At 64.0% G+C, this 19,162-nt stretch carries 13 protein-coding genes and 1 pseudogene; all 14 read right to left on the bottom strand.

The window, feature by feature from the left end; translation table 11 throughout:
• Nucleotides 1-3 precede the first annotated feature (3 nt).
• Nucleotides 4-831, bottom strand: a complete 828-nt coding sequence (locus NF876_RS19840; RefSeq protein ID WP_262270371.1) for an ABC transporter ATP-binding protein — start codon at nucleotides 829-831, stop codon at nucleotides 4-6.
• The gene (locus NF876_RS19835; RefSeq protein ID WP_262270370.1) at nucleotides 828-1,685 is read right to left on the bottom strand and encodes an ABC transporter ATP-binding protein; all 858 of its coding nucleotides are present in this window, start codon (nucleotides 1,683-1,685) and stop codon (nucleotides 828-830) included. The genes NF876_RS19840 and NF876_RS19835 overlap by 4 nt, the downstream gene beginning before the upstream one ends.
• A 2-nt stretch (nucleotides 1,686-1,687) precedes the next feature.
• Nucleotides 1,688-2,601: pseudogene (locus NF876_RS19830) on the bottom strand (ABC transporter permease subunit).
• The gene (locus NF876_RS19825; protein WP_173949440.1) at nucleotides 2,598-3,608 is read right to left on the bottom strand and encodes an ABC transporter permease subunit; all 1,011 of its coding nucleotides are present in this window, start codon (nucleotides 3,606-3,608) and stop codon (nucleotides 2,598-2,600) included. The pseudogene NF876_RS19830 and the gene NF876_RS19825 overlap by 4 nt, the downstream one beginning before the upstream one ends.
• 65 nt (nucleotides 3,609-3,673) lie before the next feature.
• A complete protein-coding gene (locus NF876_RS19820; RefSeq protein WP_262270369.1) occupies nucleotides 3,674-5,275 on the bottom strand; it encodes an ABC transporter substrate-binding protein in 1,602 nt (533 codons plus the stop codon).
• A 236-nt stretch (nucleotides 5,276-5,511) separates the two neighbouring features.
• On the bottom strand, nucleotides 5,512-7,410 hold the full coding sequence (locus tag NF876_RS19815; protein WP_262270368.1) for a response regulator: 1,899 nt from the start codon (nucleotides 7,408-7,410) through the stop codon (nucleotides 5,512-5,514).
• 17 nt (nucleotides 7,411-7,427) lie between these two features.
• Nucleotides 7,428-9,149 carry a response regulator gene (locus tag NF876_RS19810; protein ID WP_262270367.1) on the bottom strand — a complete coding sequence of 574 codons (1,722 nt, stop codon included), beginning with the start codon at nucleotides 9,147-9,149 and terminating at the stop codon, nucleotides 7,428-7,430.
• A complete protein-coding gene (gene cheB, locus NF876_RS19805) occupies nucleotides 9,146-10,222 on the bottom strand; it encodes a chemotaxis-specific protein-glutamate methyltransferase CheB (protein ID WP_262270366.1) in 1,077 nt (358 codons plus the stop codon). Before cheB ends, NF876_RS19810 begins: the two co-directional genes overlap by 4 nt.
• 10 nt (nucleotides 10,223-10,232) lie before the next feature.
• Nucleotides 10,233-12,251: a hybrid sensor histidine kinase/response regulator gene (locus NF876_RS19800; protein WP_315975055.1), complete on the bottom strand. Its 2,019-nt coding sequence runs from the start codon at nucleotides 12,249-12,251 to the stop codon at nucleotides 10,233-10,235.
• Between the two features lie 201 nt (nucleotides 12,252-12,452).
• On the bottom strand, nucleotides 12,453-14,129 hold the full coding sequence (locus NF876_RS19795) for a methyl-accepting chemotaxis protein (protein WP_262270365.1): 1,677 nt from the start codon (nucleotides 14,127-14,129) through the stop codon (nucleotides 12,453-12,455).
• A gap of 1 nt (nucleotide 14,130) precedes the next feature.
• Complete coding sequence (locus tag NF876_RS19790; protein ID WP_262270364.1) at nucleotides 14,131-14,730, bottom strand: chemotaxis protein CheW; 600 nt, start codon at nucleotides 14,728-14,730, stop codon at nucleotides 14,131-14,133.
• A 2-nt stretch (nucleotides 14,731-14,732) separates the two neighbouring features.
• Nucleotides 14,733-16,166: a CheR family methyltransferase gene (locus NF876_RS19785; RefSeq protein WP_262270363.1), complete on the bottom strand. Its 1,434-nt coding sequence runs from the start codon at nucleotides 16,164-16,166 to the stop codon at nucleotides 14,733-14,735.
• Nucleotides 16,166-16,672: a chemotaxis protein CheW gene (locus NF876_RS19780; RefSeq protein WP_262270362.1), complete on the bottom strand. Its 507-nt coding sequence runs from the start codon at nucleotides 16,670-16,672 to the stop codon at nucleotides 16,166-16,168. The genes NF876_RS19785 and NF876_RS19780 overlap by 1 nt, the downstream gene beginning before the upstream one ends.
• Nucleotides 16,673-16,927: 255 nt before the next feature.
• Nucleotides 16,928-19,051: a tetratricopeptide repeat protein gene (locus NF876_RS19775; protein WP_262270361.1), complete on the bottom strand. Its 2,124-nt coding sequence runs from the start codon at nucleotides 19,049-19,051 to the stop codon at nucleotides 16,928-16,930.
• Between the last annotated feature and the right edge of the window lie 111 nt (nucleotides 19,052-19,162).

Here is a 19,162-nt window from a genome sequence, read left to right as displayed (position 1 = left end):
CTCTCAGGCGGCCCGCTTGCGCGCCAGCCGCGCCTTGATGCTCGCGGGATCCGCCCGCGGCGTCGCCGCGAAGAGCGTCTTGGTGTAGTCGTGCTTCGGATCGGAGAACACCTCGTCGCGCGTGCCGTATTCGACCGCCTCGCCGAAATACATCACCATCACCTCGTCGGCGATGTAGCGGACCACCGAAAGGTCGTGGCTGATGAAGACATAGGTGAGGTTGAACTCGTCCTGGAGATCCGCCAGCAGGTTCAATACCTGAGCCTGGACCGAAAGATCGAGGGCCGAAACCGGCTCGTCGAGAACGAGCAGGCTCGGATTGAGCATCAGGGCCCGGGCGATCGCGATGCGCTGGCGCTGACCGCCGGAGAACATGTGCGGATAGCGGTTGTAATGCTCTTCGCCGAGTCCGACCTTTTTCAGCATGGCCATGGCCCGGTCCCGCCGCTCGCCCGCCGGGACGTTGCCGTGGATCACCAGCGGAGCGCCCAGCACGTCGCCGATCTTCTGGCGGGGGTTGAGCGAGCCATAGGGATTCTGGAACACGATCTGCACTTCGCGCCGAAGGTCCTTCGTGAGGTCGCCCTTCGCGATATCGACCTTCTTCCCCTGGATGAAGAGATCACCGGAGGTGGCCGGATCGATCAGGGTGAGAATGCGTGCGAGCGTCGATTTCCCACAGCCGCTCTCCCCGACGATGGCGAGGGTTTTGCCCTTGTCCACCGTGAAGCTCACGCCTTTGACCGCGTGAACGGTCCTGCCCTTGGAGAAGAGGCTGCCGGCGACATGATAGTCCCGGACGATGTTTCGAGCTTCGAGAACAACACTCATGATACGGCCGCTCCGGCGATCTCGGTTCCGTCCTTGAAATAATCGGCGATGGTCGGCAGACGGTCGCCCGTCGCATTGTCCGGCAGCGCGGCCATGAGAGCCTTCGTGTAGTTGCTTCGCGGATTCTCGAACAGCGACAGCACGTCGGCCTCTTCCATCTTGCGCCCCTTGTACTGGACCACGACGCGATCGGCCGTTTCTGCGACCACGCCCATGTTGTGAGTGATCATGATCATGCCCATGCCGTGCTCGGCCTGAAGCTTCACGAGCAGGTCGAGGATCTGCTTCTGGATCGTGACGTCGAGGGCCGTGGTCGGTTCATCGGCGATCAACAGCTTCGGATTGCATGCGATCGCCATGGCGATCATCACGCGCTGGCACTGGCCGCCCGACATCTGATGCGGGAACGAGTTCAGCCGCTCGGCAGGATTGGGAATACCGACCGCCGTCAGCAGTTCGATGGCCCGCGCACGCCGCTGCGATCGTCCGAGACCAAGGTGGAAACGCAGCACCTCCTCGATCTGGAAGCCGACCGTGTAGCAAGGATTGAGGCTTGCGACCGGCTCCTGGAAGATCATCGCAATATCCTTGCCGACGATCTTGCGGCGCTCGGAATCCGACATCCGCAGAAGATCGCGGCCATTGAACGCCATCTTGTCGGCGGTCACCTTGGCCGTCCACGGCAGGAGCCCCATGACGGCGAGCATGGAAACGGACTTGCCCGAGCCGGATTCGCCGACGATGGCCAGAACCTCGCGCTCGTCGACCTTGAGCGAGACGCCGTCGACTGCCCGGAACATGCCGGCCGAAGTCTGGAACTCGACGACGAGATTCTCGATTTCGAGAAGTGCCATGATCAGGACCTTTTCAGTTTCGGATCCAGGGCGTCGCGCAACCCGTCGCCCAGAAGATTGAAGGCAAGCACCGTGATGAGGATGGCCAGTCCCGGGAAGGTCACGACCCACCAGGCGCGGAGCACGAATTCGCGGGCATCCGCCAGCATGGTTCCCCATTCCGGAGACGGGGGCTGCGCGCCAAGGCCGAGAAACCCGAGCGCCGCCGCGTCCAGAATGGCGGTCGAGATGCCGAGCGACGCCTGCACGATCAGCGGAGCGGTACAGTTCGGCAGCACCTCCTTGACATCAGGCGCAACGTTCCCGCGCCGCTGACGCGGGCTGCCGTCACATAGTCCTTCGAAGTCTCGGTGATCACCGCCGCACGGGCCAGACGCACGTAATGCGGCAGGATCACCAGGGCCACCGCCAGCATGGCGTTCATCAGGCCCGGACCCAGCACCGCCACGATCACGATGGCGAGCAGGAGGCTCGGCAGGGTGAGGACGATGTCCATCAGGCGCATGATGAAGATCTCGGTCAGGCCCCGGAAGAAGCCCGCCACGAGGCCGAGCACCGTTCCCAGGACGATGGAGACCGCCACCACCACGATGCCGATGAGGAGGGACAGCCGCGCCCCGTAGATCATGCGCGAGAGAATGTCCCGGCCGATGGGGTCCGTCCCGAGCGGATAGGTCAGCGAGCCGCCCTCCTGCCAGAACGGAGGCTTCAGGGCGATGGATGTGTCCGTAAGGTACGGCGAGTGAGGCGCGAGCACGTCGGCGAGGAGCGCCACGAGCACGACAGCGACGATCACCACGAGGCCGGCGACGGCCCCGTGATTGGCGCTGAAGTAGCTCCAGAACTCGCGGAGAGGGTGGGGAGGGGTGGCCGTGGGAGCGGCGACGGCCGGGGCTTCCATGGTTTCAGTGGTCATCGCGTATGCCTGATGCGAGGATTGATGAGCCCGTAGGCAAGGTCGACGAGAAGATTCACGCTCATGACGACAACGCCGAGCAGAAGGGCGCCGCCCTGCAGCACCGGATAATCGCGCCGGAAGATGGCATCGATGAGCCATTTGCCGACCCCGGGCCAGGAAAAGATGGTTTCCGTCAGGATAGCGCCGGTAAACAGCACGCCCACCTGCAGGCCGATCACCGTCACGACCGGAATGAGGGCGTTGCGCAGGGCATGCAGAGCCACGATCCGGAGCCGCGGGAGGCCCTTGGCCTTGGCGGTGCGGATGTAGTCTTCGCCGAGCACCTCCAGCATGGCCGAGCGGGTCATGCGGGCGATCACGGCCAGGGGGACGGTGCCGAGGACGATGGTGGGCAGGATCAGGTGGTTCACCGCCGACCAGAAGGCCTCCGGCTCGTCGGAGAGCAGCGTGTCGATCAGCAGGAAGCCCGTGATCGGCTCGATGTAATAGAGGACGTCGATCCGGCCCGAGACGGGCGTCAGGTCGAACTGCACCGAGAACACGAGGATGAGGATGAGGCCCCACCAGAAGATCGGCATGGAATAGCCGGTCAGCGAGATGCCCATCACCCCGTGATCGAAGATCGAATTTCGTCGGATGGCCGCGATGATGCCTGCCGGCAGACCGAACACGAGAGCGAAGATGATGGCGCAGAGCGCCAGCTCGACGGTTGCCGGAAACAGGGACGAAAACTCGTTGATGACGGGTTCCTGCGTGATCATCGACTTGCCGAGATCGCCCTGCAGGACACGCGTGAGATAGATACCGTACTGAACGATGATCGGCTTGTCGAAGCCGTATTCCTTACGGAGCTGTTCGTGGCGGGCGGGGTCGATGCCGCGCTCGCCGGCGAGTGTTTCGATCGGGTCGCCCGGCACCAGGCGGATCAGGAAGAAGGCCAGCAGCGTGATCCCGATGAAGGTCGGAATGATCAGGCTGACGCGGGTCAAAATGAATCTGAGCATCGTCTGAACGTAAAAAGGCGGAGCGGCTCGAGAAGCCGCTCCGCCATAGGGTTGAAGGGATTAGCTTACTTGCCTTTGAGGTCCACGCCGTAGAAGGTGTGGCGGCCGAACGGCGAGAGCTTGAAATCCACGACTTCCTTGCGGACCGGCTTCAGCTGCACGGCGTGAGCGATCGTGAACCAGGGAGCCTGCTCCTTGAAGATCTTCTGAGCTTCTTCGTAGAGCTTGGTGCGCTCGGCCTGGTTGGTCACGACCTTCGCCTTCGTGACGAGATCGTCGAACGGCTTGTAGCACCACTTGGCGATGTTCGAACCCGAAGCGCTCTGGGCCGAGGCGCAGCCGAGCAGGGTGTGCAGGAAGTTGTCCGGGTCGCCGTTGTCGCCGGTCCAGCCGAGCTGAGCCATCTGGTGCTCGCCGGCCTGGGCCCGCTTGCGGTACTCGCCCCATTCGAAGCTCTTGATCTCGGCCTTCACGCCGATCTTGGCGAGGTCGGCCTGCATGAGCTCGGCGATGCGGCGCGCATTCGGGTTGTAGGGGCGCTGAACCGGCATGGCCCAGAGATCGGTCTCGAGACCGTTGGGATAGCCAGCTTCGGCCAGGAGCTTCTTGGCCGCTTCAGGGTTGTACTCGTCGTCCTTGATGGACTTGTTGTACGACCACATGGAAGGCGGGATCGGGTTCGTGGCGGGAACGCCCGAGCCGAGGAACACAGCGTCGACGATCGCCTTCTTGTTCATGGCCATGTTGAAGGCCTTGCGGACGCGAACATCGTCGAACGGCTTCTTCGTGGTCTGGTAAGCGAGGTAGCCGATGTTGAGGCCGGCCTGCTCCATGACCGTGACGTTCGGATCCTTCTTCATGGCCTCGAGGTCAGCCGGGTTCGGATACGGCATGACGTGGCATTCGCCCTTCTGGAGCTTCGCCCAGCGGACGGAGGCGTCCGGGGTGATCGCGAACACGAGATCGTCGAGCTTCGCCTTGCCGCCCCAATATTCCGGGAAGGCCTTGAAGCGGACGATGGCATCCTTCTGGTACTGGACCAGATAGAACGGGCCCGAGCCGATCGGCTCTTGGTCGATCTTCTCCGGAGTGCCGGCCTTCATCATGGCGTCGGCGTATTCCTTCGACTGGACGCCGGCCCACTGCATGGCCAGGTTCGACAGGAAGGGGGCCTCAGGCCGGTTGAGCGTGATGCGGACGGTGTAGTCGTCGACCTTCTCCACCGACTTCAGCAGGGACGGCATGCCCATGTCGGTGAAGTAGGAATGGTTCGGGCTCGTGACCTTGAAGTAAGGATTGTCTTCCTTCCACTGACGCTCGATCATGAACACGATGTCGTCGGCGTTCAGGTTGCGGGTCGGCTTGAAGTTCTTGTTGGAATGGAACTTCGCGTTCTTGCGCAGGTGGAAGGTGTAGACCGTGCCGTCAGCCGAAATGTCCCATTTCTCGGCGAGGCCGGGAACCACCTGGGTGCCGCCGCGCTCGAAATCCACGATGTTGTCGTAGATGTGCTCGTTCACGTCGAACGACGTGCCGGTGGTGTTGATGCCGGGATAGAAGTTTTCCGGGCTGCCCTCGGAGCAGTAGACGAGGGTTTTGGCGGCCAGCGGAGCGCCGGCCAAGAAGGCCGGAACGCAGATGGCTGCGAAAAGGGCTGATTTTTTCATTACCTAGTCCTCTGAGACGGCTCTACTCGTGGCCGTTCTGTGACGGAGTTAAGGTGCGAAGCCCCGATAATGTCAATCTGTCCATGCAACAATGGATAACTTTTAAAGAAAATTAACCATTTTCTGCCGTGACGGCAGCCGGAATCGAACGCCAGAGCGTCAAATTTCCGCGATTTTGGTCTGTTTTCGGTCGAATTGGCTCAAGAGCGACTTTGCACAATCCGCCCGAGCATCCCTCAGGCTGTTGCGCTTCCATCCCGCCCCAGACGGGCCGCTTCGGCCACCTTCAGCGCCAAGTCGGCGCGGCTGAAGGGCTTGTGGAGCCGCAGATAGCTCTCCGGAAGCCGTTTGGGATCGGCATACCCGGTCACGAGCAGGATGCCCAAGTCGGGCCGAATCCCGCGTGCCTGATCGGCCAAGTCGGTTCCGGTCATGCCGGGCATTGCGAAATCGGCGATGAGGAGGTCGAGCCGATTGTCCGCCTTGAGGATGTCGAGGGCCGATGATCCGTCGGCGGCCTCAACGACACGGTGTCCCAATTCGGTCAAATAGGCGGCAGTCACGGTTCTTACTTCCGCATCGTCATCGACGAGCAGGATGCGCACCCTAGGGGAATCCGCCGCAACAGCTTCTTCCTCGCGGGCTCCCTCCTCAGGCTCGACAACCGCCCGGGACAGGAAAAGCTCGACGGTCGTCCCTTCTCCGACCGTGCTTCGAATCGTGACGGTGCCGCCGGATTGCTGGGCCAGTCCATAGACCATCGGGAGACCGAGACCTGTTCCTTTGCCGACCTCCTTGGTGGTGAAGAACGGCTCGAGCACCCTGGTCAGCACCTCCGGTGGAATCCCGCTTCCGGTGTCCGTGACGGAGATCACCACATACTCGCCTCCGCTCAATTCGGGGATCCGTCCTTCGTCCAATGTCTCGTTGCGGGTCGAGAGCGTAAGAACCCCGTTTTCAGCCATGGCATCACGGGCGTTGATGCACAGGTTGAGAATCGCGAGTTCGAGTTGATCCGGATCGACCATGGCGGTCCACAGACCGTCTTGAAGGCGCCGCTCGATCCGGATGACGCCGCCGAGGGTTCGCGTCAGCAAGTCGTTCATGCCGGTGATGACTTGGTTCACGTCCACGGTCTGCAACCGCAGGTCGCGCTGGCGGCTGAAGCTGAGCAGCCGCTGGGTCAGGGAGGCGCCGCGCTCCGCCGCATAGGTGGCATTCTGCAGCAGGCGGGTCAGCCGGGGGTCGTCGGGTGCACGGCGCGAGGCGAGATCCAGACTGCCGAGGACGGCCATCAGGAGGTTGTTGAAATCGTGCGCGACGCCGCCGGCAAGCGTTCCCAGGGCCTGCATCTTGTCCGCCTGCCGCAAACGCATCTCCATCAGCTTGCGCTCGGTGACGTCGCGCTCGATGGTCGCGAGATTGGTCACATGTCCCGCCTCGTCGAGGATCGGGATGTGATTGATCAGGAACCATTGCGTCGTACCGTCGGGAGCAATCCGCTCCTCGATCACTTCATCGGGAATTCGTGCTGCGATCGCTCGCCGCTCCGCCTCCTCGATCATCGTGGCCCGTTCCGGTGCCACGTAGTCCCGCTCCTTGCGCCCTAGGCAGTCTTCCGAATGGCAGCCGAGGCTTCGTGCCTTGCTGGCGTTGAGGCGGACGAAACGCCCGTCCAGATCCTTGAACGAGATGAGGTCGCCGGTGCTTTCCATCAGCCCGCGCAGGAGTGCGCGCTCCGTATCGAGCTTGCGGGCCAGCACGCGCCGCTGGTAGGCCGCAGCGACCATGTTCGAGAGGGCGGCTGGATCCCAGGGCTTTGGAACATAAGCCATGATTCGACCCTTGTTCACCGCACCGATCACCGCTTTGAGATCCGCATAGCCGGTGAGAAGGATCGCATCCGCATCGGTCTCGTGCCGGGCCTTGGCCAGGAACTCGTCACCCTGCATCTCGGGCATACGCTGATCCGAGATAATGATGGCGATGTCAGGCTCCTGCCGGATGATGTCGAGCGCCTGGACCGGCGACGAGGCCGTCAGGACCCGGTAGTCGTTCTCGAACAGATCTTCGAGCGCGATCAGGATGTCCGGCTCGTCGTCGACGACCAGAATCGTGCCATGGGTTGAAGTCATCTCGCTCGGCAAGGTCATCAAACAGTATGCCTCGGGATCGTGATCGTGAAGCGGGCGCCTCCCAGGGAGCCAGAATCCACCGCAATCGACCCTTTGTGGGCCTGAACGACGCTATATGCGATCGCCAGGCCGAGTCCAGTTCCAGACCCGACGGGCTTGGTGGTGAAGAACGGTTCGAAGATGCGCTCCCGCAATTCCCCCGGAATGCCCGGCCCCGTATCGCTGATCTTGATGGTATAGGTTGTCTCGTTGCTCTCAGTTTCAATGTCTATGCCGCCGGTTCCCTTGATCGCATCGGCAGCATTGCCGACGATGTTCATGACGACCTGGTTCAGAAGAGCCGGCGAGCAATACAGGTCGGGGACGGCATCGTAATGGCGCCGCACGTCGATCCGGGTGCCAAGCTTGTGCCCCAGGAGGGCCAGGACGGTCTCGATGGACTCCGGAACATTGACGGTCTGGAAGTCGCCCTCATCCAGGCGGGAAAATCGTCTTAAATTGAGCACGAGCTCCTGGATGCGGGCAAGGCCGAGCTTCATCGCGGCTACCCGATCGCGCGACTTCTGCACCTGCCGCTCCAGTCCTGCCTCTGGAGGGAGTTTCGCGGCGATCTCGGCAAGAAGCCTCTCGACGGTTCCCTGATGCGCCTGAATGAAGGCAAGCGGATTGTTGATCTCATGGGCGATTCCCGCCACCAGTTCCCCGAGGGAGGCCATCTTGGCGGCCTGAACCAGCTGTGCCTGGGTGCCTTTCAGGAGATCGTTGGCTTCGGCAAGCTCACTGTTGGCTTTGGCCAGCGCTTCCGCCGAGGCGGCCTCCGCCCGCGCCTTTGCGAGAGCCAGCTCCCGCTCGCTTAGCTCCGCCTCGATCCGCCAATTCTCGTCCTGCATCAGTTTGCGCCGGACGAGCGCGCGGATGCGCACCCGCATCACATCGGCTTCCACCGTCGAGGGAACGATATCGTCCACGCCGGCCGCAAAGGCACGCGCAAGCAGATCCCCGCCCTCTTCATTGCCTAAGCCGACAATGGCAAAGCTCGGTGCATCCGTGCCCGGAAGCGGCGCGAGACCGCGATAGAGGTTGAGCTGACGGCACAATTCGACCCCATCGAAGCCTGGGCTCAGCAGATTGACCAGAATGCAGTCCCATGTGGCATTCGGCGCGCGAACCAGACGGAGGGTCTCGGCCGGCTCCGTGGCCGGAGTCACGGCATAACCTTCATGGGCCAGCATGTTCTGAAGGTAGGTCCGCTGTGTCAGGCTGTCGTCGATGATCAGGATGCAAGCCCGGCGAAAGGTGCCGAAGCTCGGCGATTCCCGCTCGTCTCTGGCATCGCTCAGGGGGGATGAGCGCCGGCGCAGCAATGCCTTGATCCGCAGGATGATCAACTCCTGCTCGGCGGATTTCGAGATGTAGGCATCCGCCCCGCTTTCCAGGCCTTGACGCTCGACGCCCCGTTCCCGCGCTTCGGTCAGCATGATCACAGGAATCGCCCGCGTGCGCACGTTGAGGCGCATCTGGCGGGTCAACTCGTCCCCATTCATGCCGGGCAGATGATAATCGGCGATGACGAGGTCGGGCAGCTTCTCGTTCAGACTGTCGAGGGCTGCTTCGGCCGTGGAACGCCAGGACACGCTGAAGCCGTTCGTCTCGAGCATGTGGCGCAGCTGCAGGGCTTGAGTCTCGGAATCCTCCACCAGGAGGATCGCGGCGGCCTGCGCAAGGGATCCCGTGCTCATTCGCCCTGTCCTCGCGCGAGCCTTAGAATCCGGGGGGCGATCAGGTCGAGGGGCAGGCTCACATTGGCGCCGCCCATCCGGGCCGCAGCGGCCGGCATGCCATAGACGACGGCGGTGCTCTCATCCTCCGCCAGCCCATAGCCTCCCGCCTGACGCAACTCGACGAGGCCCTGCGCGCCGTCTTCACCCATGCCGGTGAGAATGACCCCGAGCCCCCGTCGGCCTGCCGATCTCGCCATCGACCGGAACAGCATGGTGGCGGACGGCCGCTGATTGCCGAGAGGCGGCTCGACGCTCACCCTCAGGGTGCCGGCAGGAGACAGCAGCAGATGGCGGTCGCCGGGGGCCACATAGACATGGCCGGCCGTCGGGATCTCCTGGTCCTGCGCCAAGCGGACTTTCAGAGGCATCAGCCCGTTCAGCCAGGAGGCGAAGCCCTCCATGAACGGAGCCCCCATGTGCTGGACGAGGAGGATCGGCAGTGGAAAGTCCTCAGGGAGAGCACCCAGGACTTTGGCAAGAGCGGGCGGACCGCCTGTGGAGGCGGCGATCCCCATGATGCTCGGGCGCATCGCACTCCATTCGGGATCGCGCCCGGGAGCGGAGGCGGTGCTCCTCTCCCGCCAGGGTGCGAACGAGCGCTGCCGGACCACAGGCACCTGGCTCATGATGTAAAGCTGGGTGCAGATGGTGCTGGCAATTCCGGCATAGCCGTCGCTCGAAAGACCGACAGGCTTCTCCACGACCGTGAGTGCGCCGGCCCGGAGCGCGTTCATCGAGATCTTGAGGGAGGAATCCTCGATGCTGTCGGCGATGACGACGATCGGCGTCGGGTGCTCCGACATGATCCGGCGCGTTGCCTCCAGCCCATCCATCCCCGGAAGGCGGATATCCATCGATACAACGTCAGGCTGCACGCGTCCGATTTCCCGCAGCGCCTCCTCGGCGGAGCCGACGGCAGCGGCGACCACGAGGCGAGGATCGCTGGCGATGATATGGACGAGCAGCTGCCGGACGACGAGGGAATCCTCGACAACCATCACCCGGATCCGCGAAGGAGGCGCCATACTCATCGCCTGACACTCACAATACCTGCCCGATCGTCGCCAAAAGCTCGCGCTGATCGAACTTCTGCTTGGTAATATAGGCGCTCGCGCCCAGATCGAGACCCCTGCGGACGTCTTCGGGGTCCGCGCGCGACGTCATGAGGATTACGGGAAGGGTGGAGAACCGCGGATCGTTCTTGATCGCCTGCAGCAGACCGAACCCGTCCATGCGGGGCATTTCCACATCGGCGATCACGAGATCGATCATGGCCTCACCCGAGCGCAGCACGTGAAGGGCATCGATTCCGTCAACGCTGAGGAGAACCTCATAGCCCTGAGCTTCCAGGATACTCTTCTCAAGGGTGCGCGTCGTGATGGAATCGTCGACCACGAGAATGGTCCTTGCCCGGCGCTCCTCCTCGGGAGCCCGGTGGGCGATCCCCAGACCGCCCGCGGCAAGCCTGCTCTCGTTGCGGATCCAGTGCTCGACCAACCTGTCCGGGCTCAGGACGAGAGCCGGCAGCTCATCGTCAAGAAACGTGGTGCCTGAGACCAGTTCGGACAGCCCGATCGCCTGGACATCGCTGACCAGCATCGTACGGACATCGTGGAAGGCATTGACGGCGAGCGCGCAGGTGCGCGAACCATGGCGGACGAGCACGGCCTTCACGTGTCCTGCCTCGGAGGGGAGGGGGGCATTCGGGGATCCTGTCAGGGCGGCCAGGGTGACGACTGGAACGACAACGTCCTGCCCCCCGATCTCGATTCGCGCCGTGGGGCGGCCCTCCACACTTTCCAGCGCATTGGCGGGCAGCCGCAGGAGGCGCTCCACCGCATGGGAGGGCAGGCCGAACATCCGCCCCTCGGCTTCCAAGAGGAGAAGAGGCTGGCGCGCTGCCGTGAGGGGCACGTTCAGCAGAACCTCCGTTCCATGGGGATAGCGCGGCCTGAGGAGAACGGAACCCTGCAGCTTTCGGACAGCCTCCGCAACGACGGAGAGACCGATCCCCCGGCCTGACAACCGATCGACTTCGTCCGCAGTCGAGAAGCCAGGCGTGAAGACGAGGGACAGCAACTGGTCGATCATGGGAGGAGGTTGGCCTGGATCGCGGGCTTGGAGCAGCCCGCGATCGACCGCGACCCGCTCAATCCGACGGAGATCCGGGCCGCGTCCGTCGTCACGGATGCTGATGGCGAGCCGTCCGCCACGGGAGGCGAGTTCCAGGGTCACCTCGGCCCGTTCCGCCTTACCTGCGGCTCTTCGCTCGTCGGGCGGCTCGGCCCCGTGGCTCACCGCATTGCGCAGGAGGTGCATCACGGGATCCTTGAGGGCCTGAAGCACCTGCCGGTCCACTTGGACGTCGAGGCCGATGCTGCGCACGTTCACATCCCGGCCGGCCTTGCGCGCGATCTCGCGCACCATATGGCCGAATCCGCCGAAGACCGTCTCCGCCGAGACCAGGGAGACCCGGTCGATATTGTCGCGGACCTGACGGGCGGCCTGTTCGATCGACCAGCTGGATTGCCGCCTGTCGCGCGAAAGCGCAGACACCTTGCGAAATAACGCTTTCAGATCTTGATCGAAATCGCGCAGGCGTGGGAGGAATGATGGTTTGCTGCGGCTCTGCCCCATAGGAGATGGCAGGGCGTTCACCTGTGCGTGAAGGTGATCCCAGCTTCTCCTCAGGCCGCGGATCTCCAGTTCGATCTGCCGCAACGCGTCGTCGATTCCCGCATCGGCTTGTAGCTCTGACAGAAGCTGGTGCATGGAATCGGAGAGTTCCTCCATCTGTTCGGCGCCGACGCGAAGATAAGATCCTGACCCGGCATCGGCGGTGTCTGTCGCAGGAGCTCTCGAGTCGGCTCCGGGTGGTGCCGGTTTCGGCCCCGGAGCCGACAGAGGTCGTGTCGGCTCCGGCTTGAGGACGTCCGCAACGAGGTCCTCGATGAGATCGAGGTTCTGCCGCACCGTCGCGACGGTCGGTTCGTCCAGGGATTGCTGCCCGTCGAGCACGTGGGAGAAGAGCGCTTCAAGTTGGTGGGCGACCTCCTCCACGGCCGGCAGGTCGACGGCGCGGGCGGCGCCCTTGAGGCTTGCGCCCGGCGGAAGACATCCGTCAGGTCGATCTCCCCGCCGCCCATGTGGTCGAGGGATCTCCGGATCGCCTGAAGATGCTCGCGGTGCTCCACTTCGAAGGCTGCCAGCAGCTGCTTGCGGATATCCGTCACGATACGGGCCTCGCCATCGCTCGGCCGGTTACAGACGGTAGCGCTCGGCGAGGCCGAGCAGTTGCTGCGCAAGGCTGGACAGGTTGGCGGCCGCCGTGTCGAGCTGGCGGGTGCCGGCGGCGGTCTGCTGGCTGGCCTGGCGGATGTTCTGGAGAGCCCCCATCACCTGTTCGATGCCGAGTTGCTGCTGGTTCGTCGAGGCGATGATCTGCTGGAAGGTCTGGACGCTCTCCTGGATCTGGCCGGAGATTCCAGTAATGGTTTGCTGGGTGATGTCCGTCCGCTCCTTGCCGGCCGCAACGCGCTTAACCGCCTCCTCCGTGAGCATGACGGACGAGTTGATGCCGCGCTGAATGTCGCCCAGAATCGAGCGCACCTGCAGGGTCGCGTCCTTGGCCTGATCGGCAAGCGTCTTCATCTCAGACGCCACCACTGCGAAGCTGCGGCCGTTCTCTCCCGCTGCAGCAGCCTCGATGGCTGCATTGAGGGCGAGAAGATGCGTGCGTTCGGAAATGTCATTGACCGATGCGATGATCTCGCCGACCGCCTGCGTCTTCTCGCTCAAGGCAACGATGTTTTCCGCCACAGCCTCCGCCTGCTCGCGGATGGCATCCATTGCACGTGCGGTTTCCTCCACGGCCTGCAATCCTGAGATGCTGGTCTGCGCAGCAGCCTGCGCGGATGCGATGACCTCCTGCGCACGCTTGCCGATCTGGGTGCCCGAATGCGTGATCTCGTCCACGGTCGCGGCGGTTTCCTGAACGGCTGCCAACTGCTCTTCGACGGAGGCGGCCTGCTCCTGGGTCGAGGCTCGGATCTCCGCAGCGGCCGCGTTCAGGTTCTCTGTCGCCTCACGGCTCTGCTGGGCGAGCTGGCGCAGGCCCTCGACCATGCCGTTGAGGGTTGCGCCGAGATGTCCGATCTCGTCCTTGCCTGTGACGGCCATCTGGCCGCCCAGTTCGCCGCGCCCAACCCGCTCGACGAAGTTCATGAACGCGCCGAGCGGACCTGTGATGGACGAGCGCAGGGCGTAGGTGATGAGGATGCTGAGAAGGGCCGCGCCCGCCACGGCCAGGATGATGGACATCCGGCTCTGCTCGTAGACTTCACCAATCCGCCTCTGTCCGATCGTGATCGCTTCGCCCAGCACGCTGCGGGCCTGGACCAGGTTTCTGTTCCAGGACTCGCGACTGGCGTTCAGAGCGTTCTGAGTCGCCGCCACCCCTGCGAGATCATTGCTCTGCTCCGCTGCGAACTGCCTCTCCGTCGATGAGCGGAGCTGGCGCAGGTCTCCGCTGGCGCGGTTGAGGATCTCGGTGATGCGACGCCAGGCTTCCGCTCTCTGGGAGGTGATCGAGCGCGCAGCGAAATCGCTCACGGTCGCAAGCGCCTGCGCCATGGAGGCTTCGGTCGCGGCGGCCTGCTGCTCCCAGGAGCGCGCCAGATCGTCCCCGGCGGCCTGCTGCTGTCCGAGGGAGCGCAGGTAGAAGCGGGAGAGGATTTCCTCTCGCAGTCCACGCATGTTGTTCTGAAGATCGCCGAGATCTTCGATCTGACGCATCACGGCGAGATCGCGTGTCACGATCGTCTCCGTCGATTGTCGGACGTCGTCGAGCTGATTGATGGCATAGATGCCGAGGCCGACCATCAGCGCGACGATGACGGCGAAGCCGAGAAGAATGCGGTTGGCGATCGAGATCGTCACGTTAGACTCCAGGAACAGAAGCTGTAGGCAGGAAGGGGCGCAAAAGGCCCTCGAGATCGAGAAGAGAGAGCGTTTCCTCACGATCTGCATCCCCGGACCGGACCTTTCCGTACCCGGTGACGGCGTCGTTGCGGAAGCTTGCAGCCTCCTCTCCCATTAGGGGAAGAACGTCCGCCACGGCATGGGCCCGCTCGACCCGGAGGGCGACTTGCGGGTGTTCCCGACGCAGCAGGACGAAATGATGGTTCTCGTGATCCGGGGAGGCTTGTTCAAGGCCTAGCGCCAGGCCGAGATCGATCACGCTCACGAGCCTGCCGCTCCGCCCGAACAAGCCGAACAGAGCCGGCGGTCCGTCAGGAGCGGGCATGCAGTTTTGGGGCGGCAGAACCTCCGCTACGGCATCGATCGGAAGACCGAAGAGTTCCCGGCCCGCGCCGCAGAGCAGGACGCGGTGGAAAGCTTCCGTCTGGGCATCCGCGGCGTCCCGTCGGGCCGCAAGACGTTCCGTCCGCTCGTCCAAGATCTGCTGCGTGCGCTCCTCAACGGTTCGGACCCGGGCCCGTTCGATCTGCCTCAGCTTGCGACGCACCGATCTCGCCATGCTCATCTCCGGGGCCTGGGCGGCCTTGCCGCGTCGAGATGGGTGCGGACCAGATTCCGCAGCTCCAGAGCGGTGAGGCCGTCCGCCTCCTCGAGCCGCCGATCATCGGGCATCGCCGCCGCGATGCGGGCGGCATTGGTCAGGGCACGCCGGGCGGGATCGGATCGCCCCTCCGCGAGCAGCAGCAGTCCGAGATGGTAGTGAGCCATGGCAAAGCTTTTAGCGAGGTAGATGCATTTAAGAAAGCTCTTCTCGGCCGCATCGGGTCGTCTCAGCGCCTGCAGGACGAGACCCTGATAGAAGTGGAGGGCAGCGTTCAGGGGCTGAGAGGCGAGGGTTTGCCTGCACAGGGCATCGGCTGCCGCGAAGGCACCGCCGTCGGCCAGGGCTCGGATCTCGTCCAGCAGGGCTCCCGGGGCCGGGACCGCAGGTGGTGCTGGGTGTGTCGATGGCGTTGGGACGGGGCGTGGCGGGGGCTGCCGTTTCGGCTGTTCGGCGGGTTTCGGAGCCGGGAGGAGCGGCACCCAATCCTTCAGAACCGGCTCGGACGCAGACGGCGACGGAGGCGTGTCGCCTGAGCGGGGCCGGTAGGCCACCGTCCCGGGCAGATTCAGGGCCTGCATCATGACCGAGAACGACGGATTCGGCTCCGCGTGACCCAGCAGCATCCAACCTTCCTCAGAGAGGCGGTCGCGCAGGGCTTCGACGACCCGGATCACGGTATCCGGATGAAAGTAGATCAGGACATTGCGGCAGAGGATCAGGTCGAAATCGGTCAGTTCCAGGGGCGAGGTGCCGTCGAGAAGGCTCAGCAGATTGTGCTTTTCGAACCGGACCAGGGAGCGGAATTCAGGCCGCACCTGCCACTGGTCCTTTCCGGCGTCCAGGAAGTAGCGTTCCCGCTCGGGAGCCGGCATCGACCGAAGCGCCCATTTGCCGAACTTCGCCTGCCTGGCCAGGGTGAGGAAGCTGTCGTTGATGTCCGTGCCGACGATACTGACACGCCAGGTCCCAAGGTTCTCGCCGAGAATCTCGTTGACGAGGATGGCAAGGGAATAGGGTTCCGCCCCGGTCGAGCAGCCAGCGCTCCAGATCCTCAGCCGCCGCGTGGCGGTTTTCCTCCCGATGATCTCGGGCAGGATCGTCTCGCGCAGGGCCGCAAACTGTTCCGCGTAGCGGAAGAAGAAGGTTTCCCCGATGGTGATCTCGATTTCCAGCTTGGCCCATTCGGCAGAGCCGGAGATGGCATCGTCCAGGAGGTTCAGATACTGACCTGAATCGGGGAGCCCCGTGGCGCGCAGGCGCTTGCGGACGCGCTCCCAGAGCAGCTCGTCCTTGTCCTGGTAGTAGAAATGCCCCGTGCGCTCGATGATACGGCTTTTCAGTTCAGGAAAGCCGGCATCGATCGGCGGGACGGCAGAAGCGCGTGCGGCCATCAGGCCGGAACCACCCATTGCGCGAGCCGGTTCTGGGCCTGGCGTCCGAGCTCCGCCAGAACCTGCTGCTCCTCGGCAAGGAGGATGCGATCGACCGAAAGCAGATGGACGAGGCGCCCATCCCACATGACCTCCGCCTCGACGCAGCCGTTGAGGGAGCCTTCTTCCCGGACGGGTGAGAACTGGGACGTATCCACGCTGGCCACATCGAGAACCCGATCGACGAGGAGCGCCGTTCCCCCGGATGCACCGAGCCGGTCGATCAGGATCAGATGTCGATAAAGATCCGCCTCTTGGCCATCGTCAACGGGCTGAAGTCCGAACAGGACGCCAAGGTGGAGTACGGGAACCGCATGGCCGCCCAGGTTGAAGAATCCGGCCACCGGGCGAGGCAGGACCGGTGGGCGCCACAGGTGCGGCAGCGGCAGGAACTCGCGTGCAGCGGTCCGGTCCAGGGCACACGCGGTGCCACATACGTCGAACAGGATGATCTGCGGGTTCGCCATGGATTCGGATCGATGAGGGAAGGATGAGGGGGCCGAGAGCCCATTCGACCGTTAGATAGGCGCAAACCTCGGCCAGACAACCGCCTGCGCCTAACCCTCTAAAGCATCGGACCCAAAAGTGGACTTGCACTTTTGGGATCCATCCGATGCATTCTTCTTGAATGAGAGCATCGGTCAGAACGGACCCAGCGGGCCGCGCCAGCGAAAACCGGATCCACTTTTCACTGGCGCGGCCCTCTGGGCCCGTCCGATGCTCTAATAGCGCATCTGGCCGGTCACTTCGGCGATGGCATTCAGTCCGGCGGCAGCTTCCTCGGAATAGCCCGTTTGCTGAACGGCACGGAAAACCTTCTCCGCGTCGTCGTAGCGACCGAGCTTGAGATAGGACCAGCCTCGAATGAGCAGAAGATCGTTCTGTTCCGGAACGATCCGGGCCCGCTCGCTCAGGGCGAGGAGGGTTTCCACATAACGACCGTCACGGTAGGCCGCCAACGCCCGCTGCGTCAGGATCGAGGCGCCGAGTTCAGCGCGGCGCTCCCGCGTCTGCGGGGCCTCGGCGGCAGCGATGGCCGCTTCGGACGTCAGGTTCTTGCGCAGGTATGCGAGGGACTTGCCGTAGGCAGCCTCCTCGCGGGTGCGGCTGCTGCCGGTGGAGAGGGCCTGATCGAAGGCGGCTACGGCCTCCATGGGTCGGTTGATCTCCATGAGGCACCAGCCGCTGAGGGCGCTGTCGCCGGTCAGCCCGGCGGGATTGCGCGTCATGGCGCAGTTGCGCCCGAGGGCTGAGCGGGCCTGGGTCTGCCGGCGTCGGACATTGACTTCGGTCCGGGCGAAGGTCTGCTCGGTCTCGACCTGTTCGACCGTCACCTGACGCAACGCCGGCCGGGGCTGAACGGTCGGCAGAGTGGTCTCGCCAGGCTGCGCCATCGGAATGGGTGCAGCGACCACGGGCGTGGCGGCAGGCTGTCGTCCGGGTGTGCCGATCCCGTCCGCAAGGTCCGCGATCCGCTGCGAGCGGCTCCGCCATTGAGCGACCACGGCGTTGAAGCCCGCCCGGTCGTTGAGACGCTGGGTCGTAAGGGCCAATCCATAGGCGGAGGGCTCGTCGTCGGCCTTCCAGGTCAGGGCCGTCCGGAACCAGTCCCGCGCCGTGCGGATCTGCTGGGTGTTGTAGGAATACCAGCCCAGGGACTGGGCCGCGTCGGGGAAGCGCTGCGCCGTGACGACCGGGACGATCCGTGCAAGCACCTGCGGTTCGAGGCGTGGAGGCGGATCCTGGCTGAGGAGAGCCGTGGCCACGTCGAGATAGATCTTCATGTTCTCGGGCGCGCGCTCCCGCCATTCATAGGCGAAGGCTTCCGCATCCGAGATCCGCTCAAGGGCCCGCAGCGTCATGGCATAGCCTTCCGCCGCCTTGGTTCCGCCGTTCCGGCCAAGGGCCGTCTTGAACAGTTCCAGGGCACGCGCGGGGTTGCCGTGGTGGTAATTGTACCACCCGAGGATCAGCACAGGGCCGGCATCGCTCGAATTCTGGATCAGCCTCTCCACCACGGCGAGGTCCTCGGCCGAGGCTGTCATCTTGCTGTCGAGGGAGGCTCGCTCGACACGGCGACGGGCCAGTTCGTCGCGGATGGAGCTGAAATCGTCCGGTGCCTCCCCGGTCTTGCGCTCGAACTGGAGCAGAGCGGCCACCTGGGCCTCGGGAAGCAGGGTCAGGGCCTTCTGCAGGGTGGCCAGGCGTTCGCCCGGATTGGCGCAATTCTGCAGGAGATAGGTGTAGACGTCCCTCGTCCTGTTCACCTGGTCGGTTCGGGCGAAAGCTTCCGCCACTCGCCAGAGCACGTCCACATTGACGCAGGTGAGAAGACTGGGCGCTTCCGTGGCGACCTGCAGAACCGTGCGCCACTGGCCCGTGTCCGACGCATTGGTCAGGCGGCGGCGCGCCTCGACCGTCTCGAGAGCGGCGATCAGCTCCTCGGGGGGCTTCCAGTTCGAATCGGAGGTCTGACGCTCGGCGATGGCAGCGCGGACCTCGGCGATCCGGTCTTCGCGATAGAGGTTCCACAGCCGCTCGATGAGCGGGTCGGGTGCCGCGGCCCCGGGATTGCCCGAGAGCTGCGATAGGTCACTCGGGGGAGACCAGTTGGGATAGAGCGCCCGCAACCGTGCGATTTCCGCATTCACGCGGCGAGTGTCGCCCTGCGATGCAAAATAGCGCAAAGCGGATTCGTCGACCTGCGGCTGTGATCCGTTTGCGGGAGGTGCCGGTGACGGCGGCGTTGCGGCGGGCGGCTGATTGCCGTCCGAGCCCGTCTGCTGCGCGATTGCCGCGAAGCCCAGGATTGCGACCGCAATCGTTATGGCGCTGCCGACTAGCACTACAGATCCTATGGGGGTGGATAGCGGTCCACTCTCTGGCAGAGTGAGGTTGCTGTATCCACTCACGCTGGAGACCAACCGATGTCCGTTGAGCCCCGATTTGAGCAAACC

It is taken from the genome of Microvirga yunnanensis (genome assembly GCF_025460875.1).
This window is presented reverse-complemented; position numbering and strand designations above follow the sequence as displayed.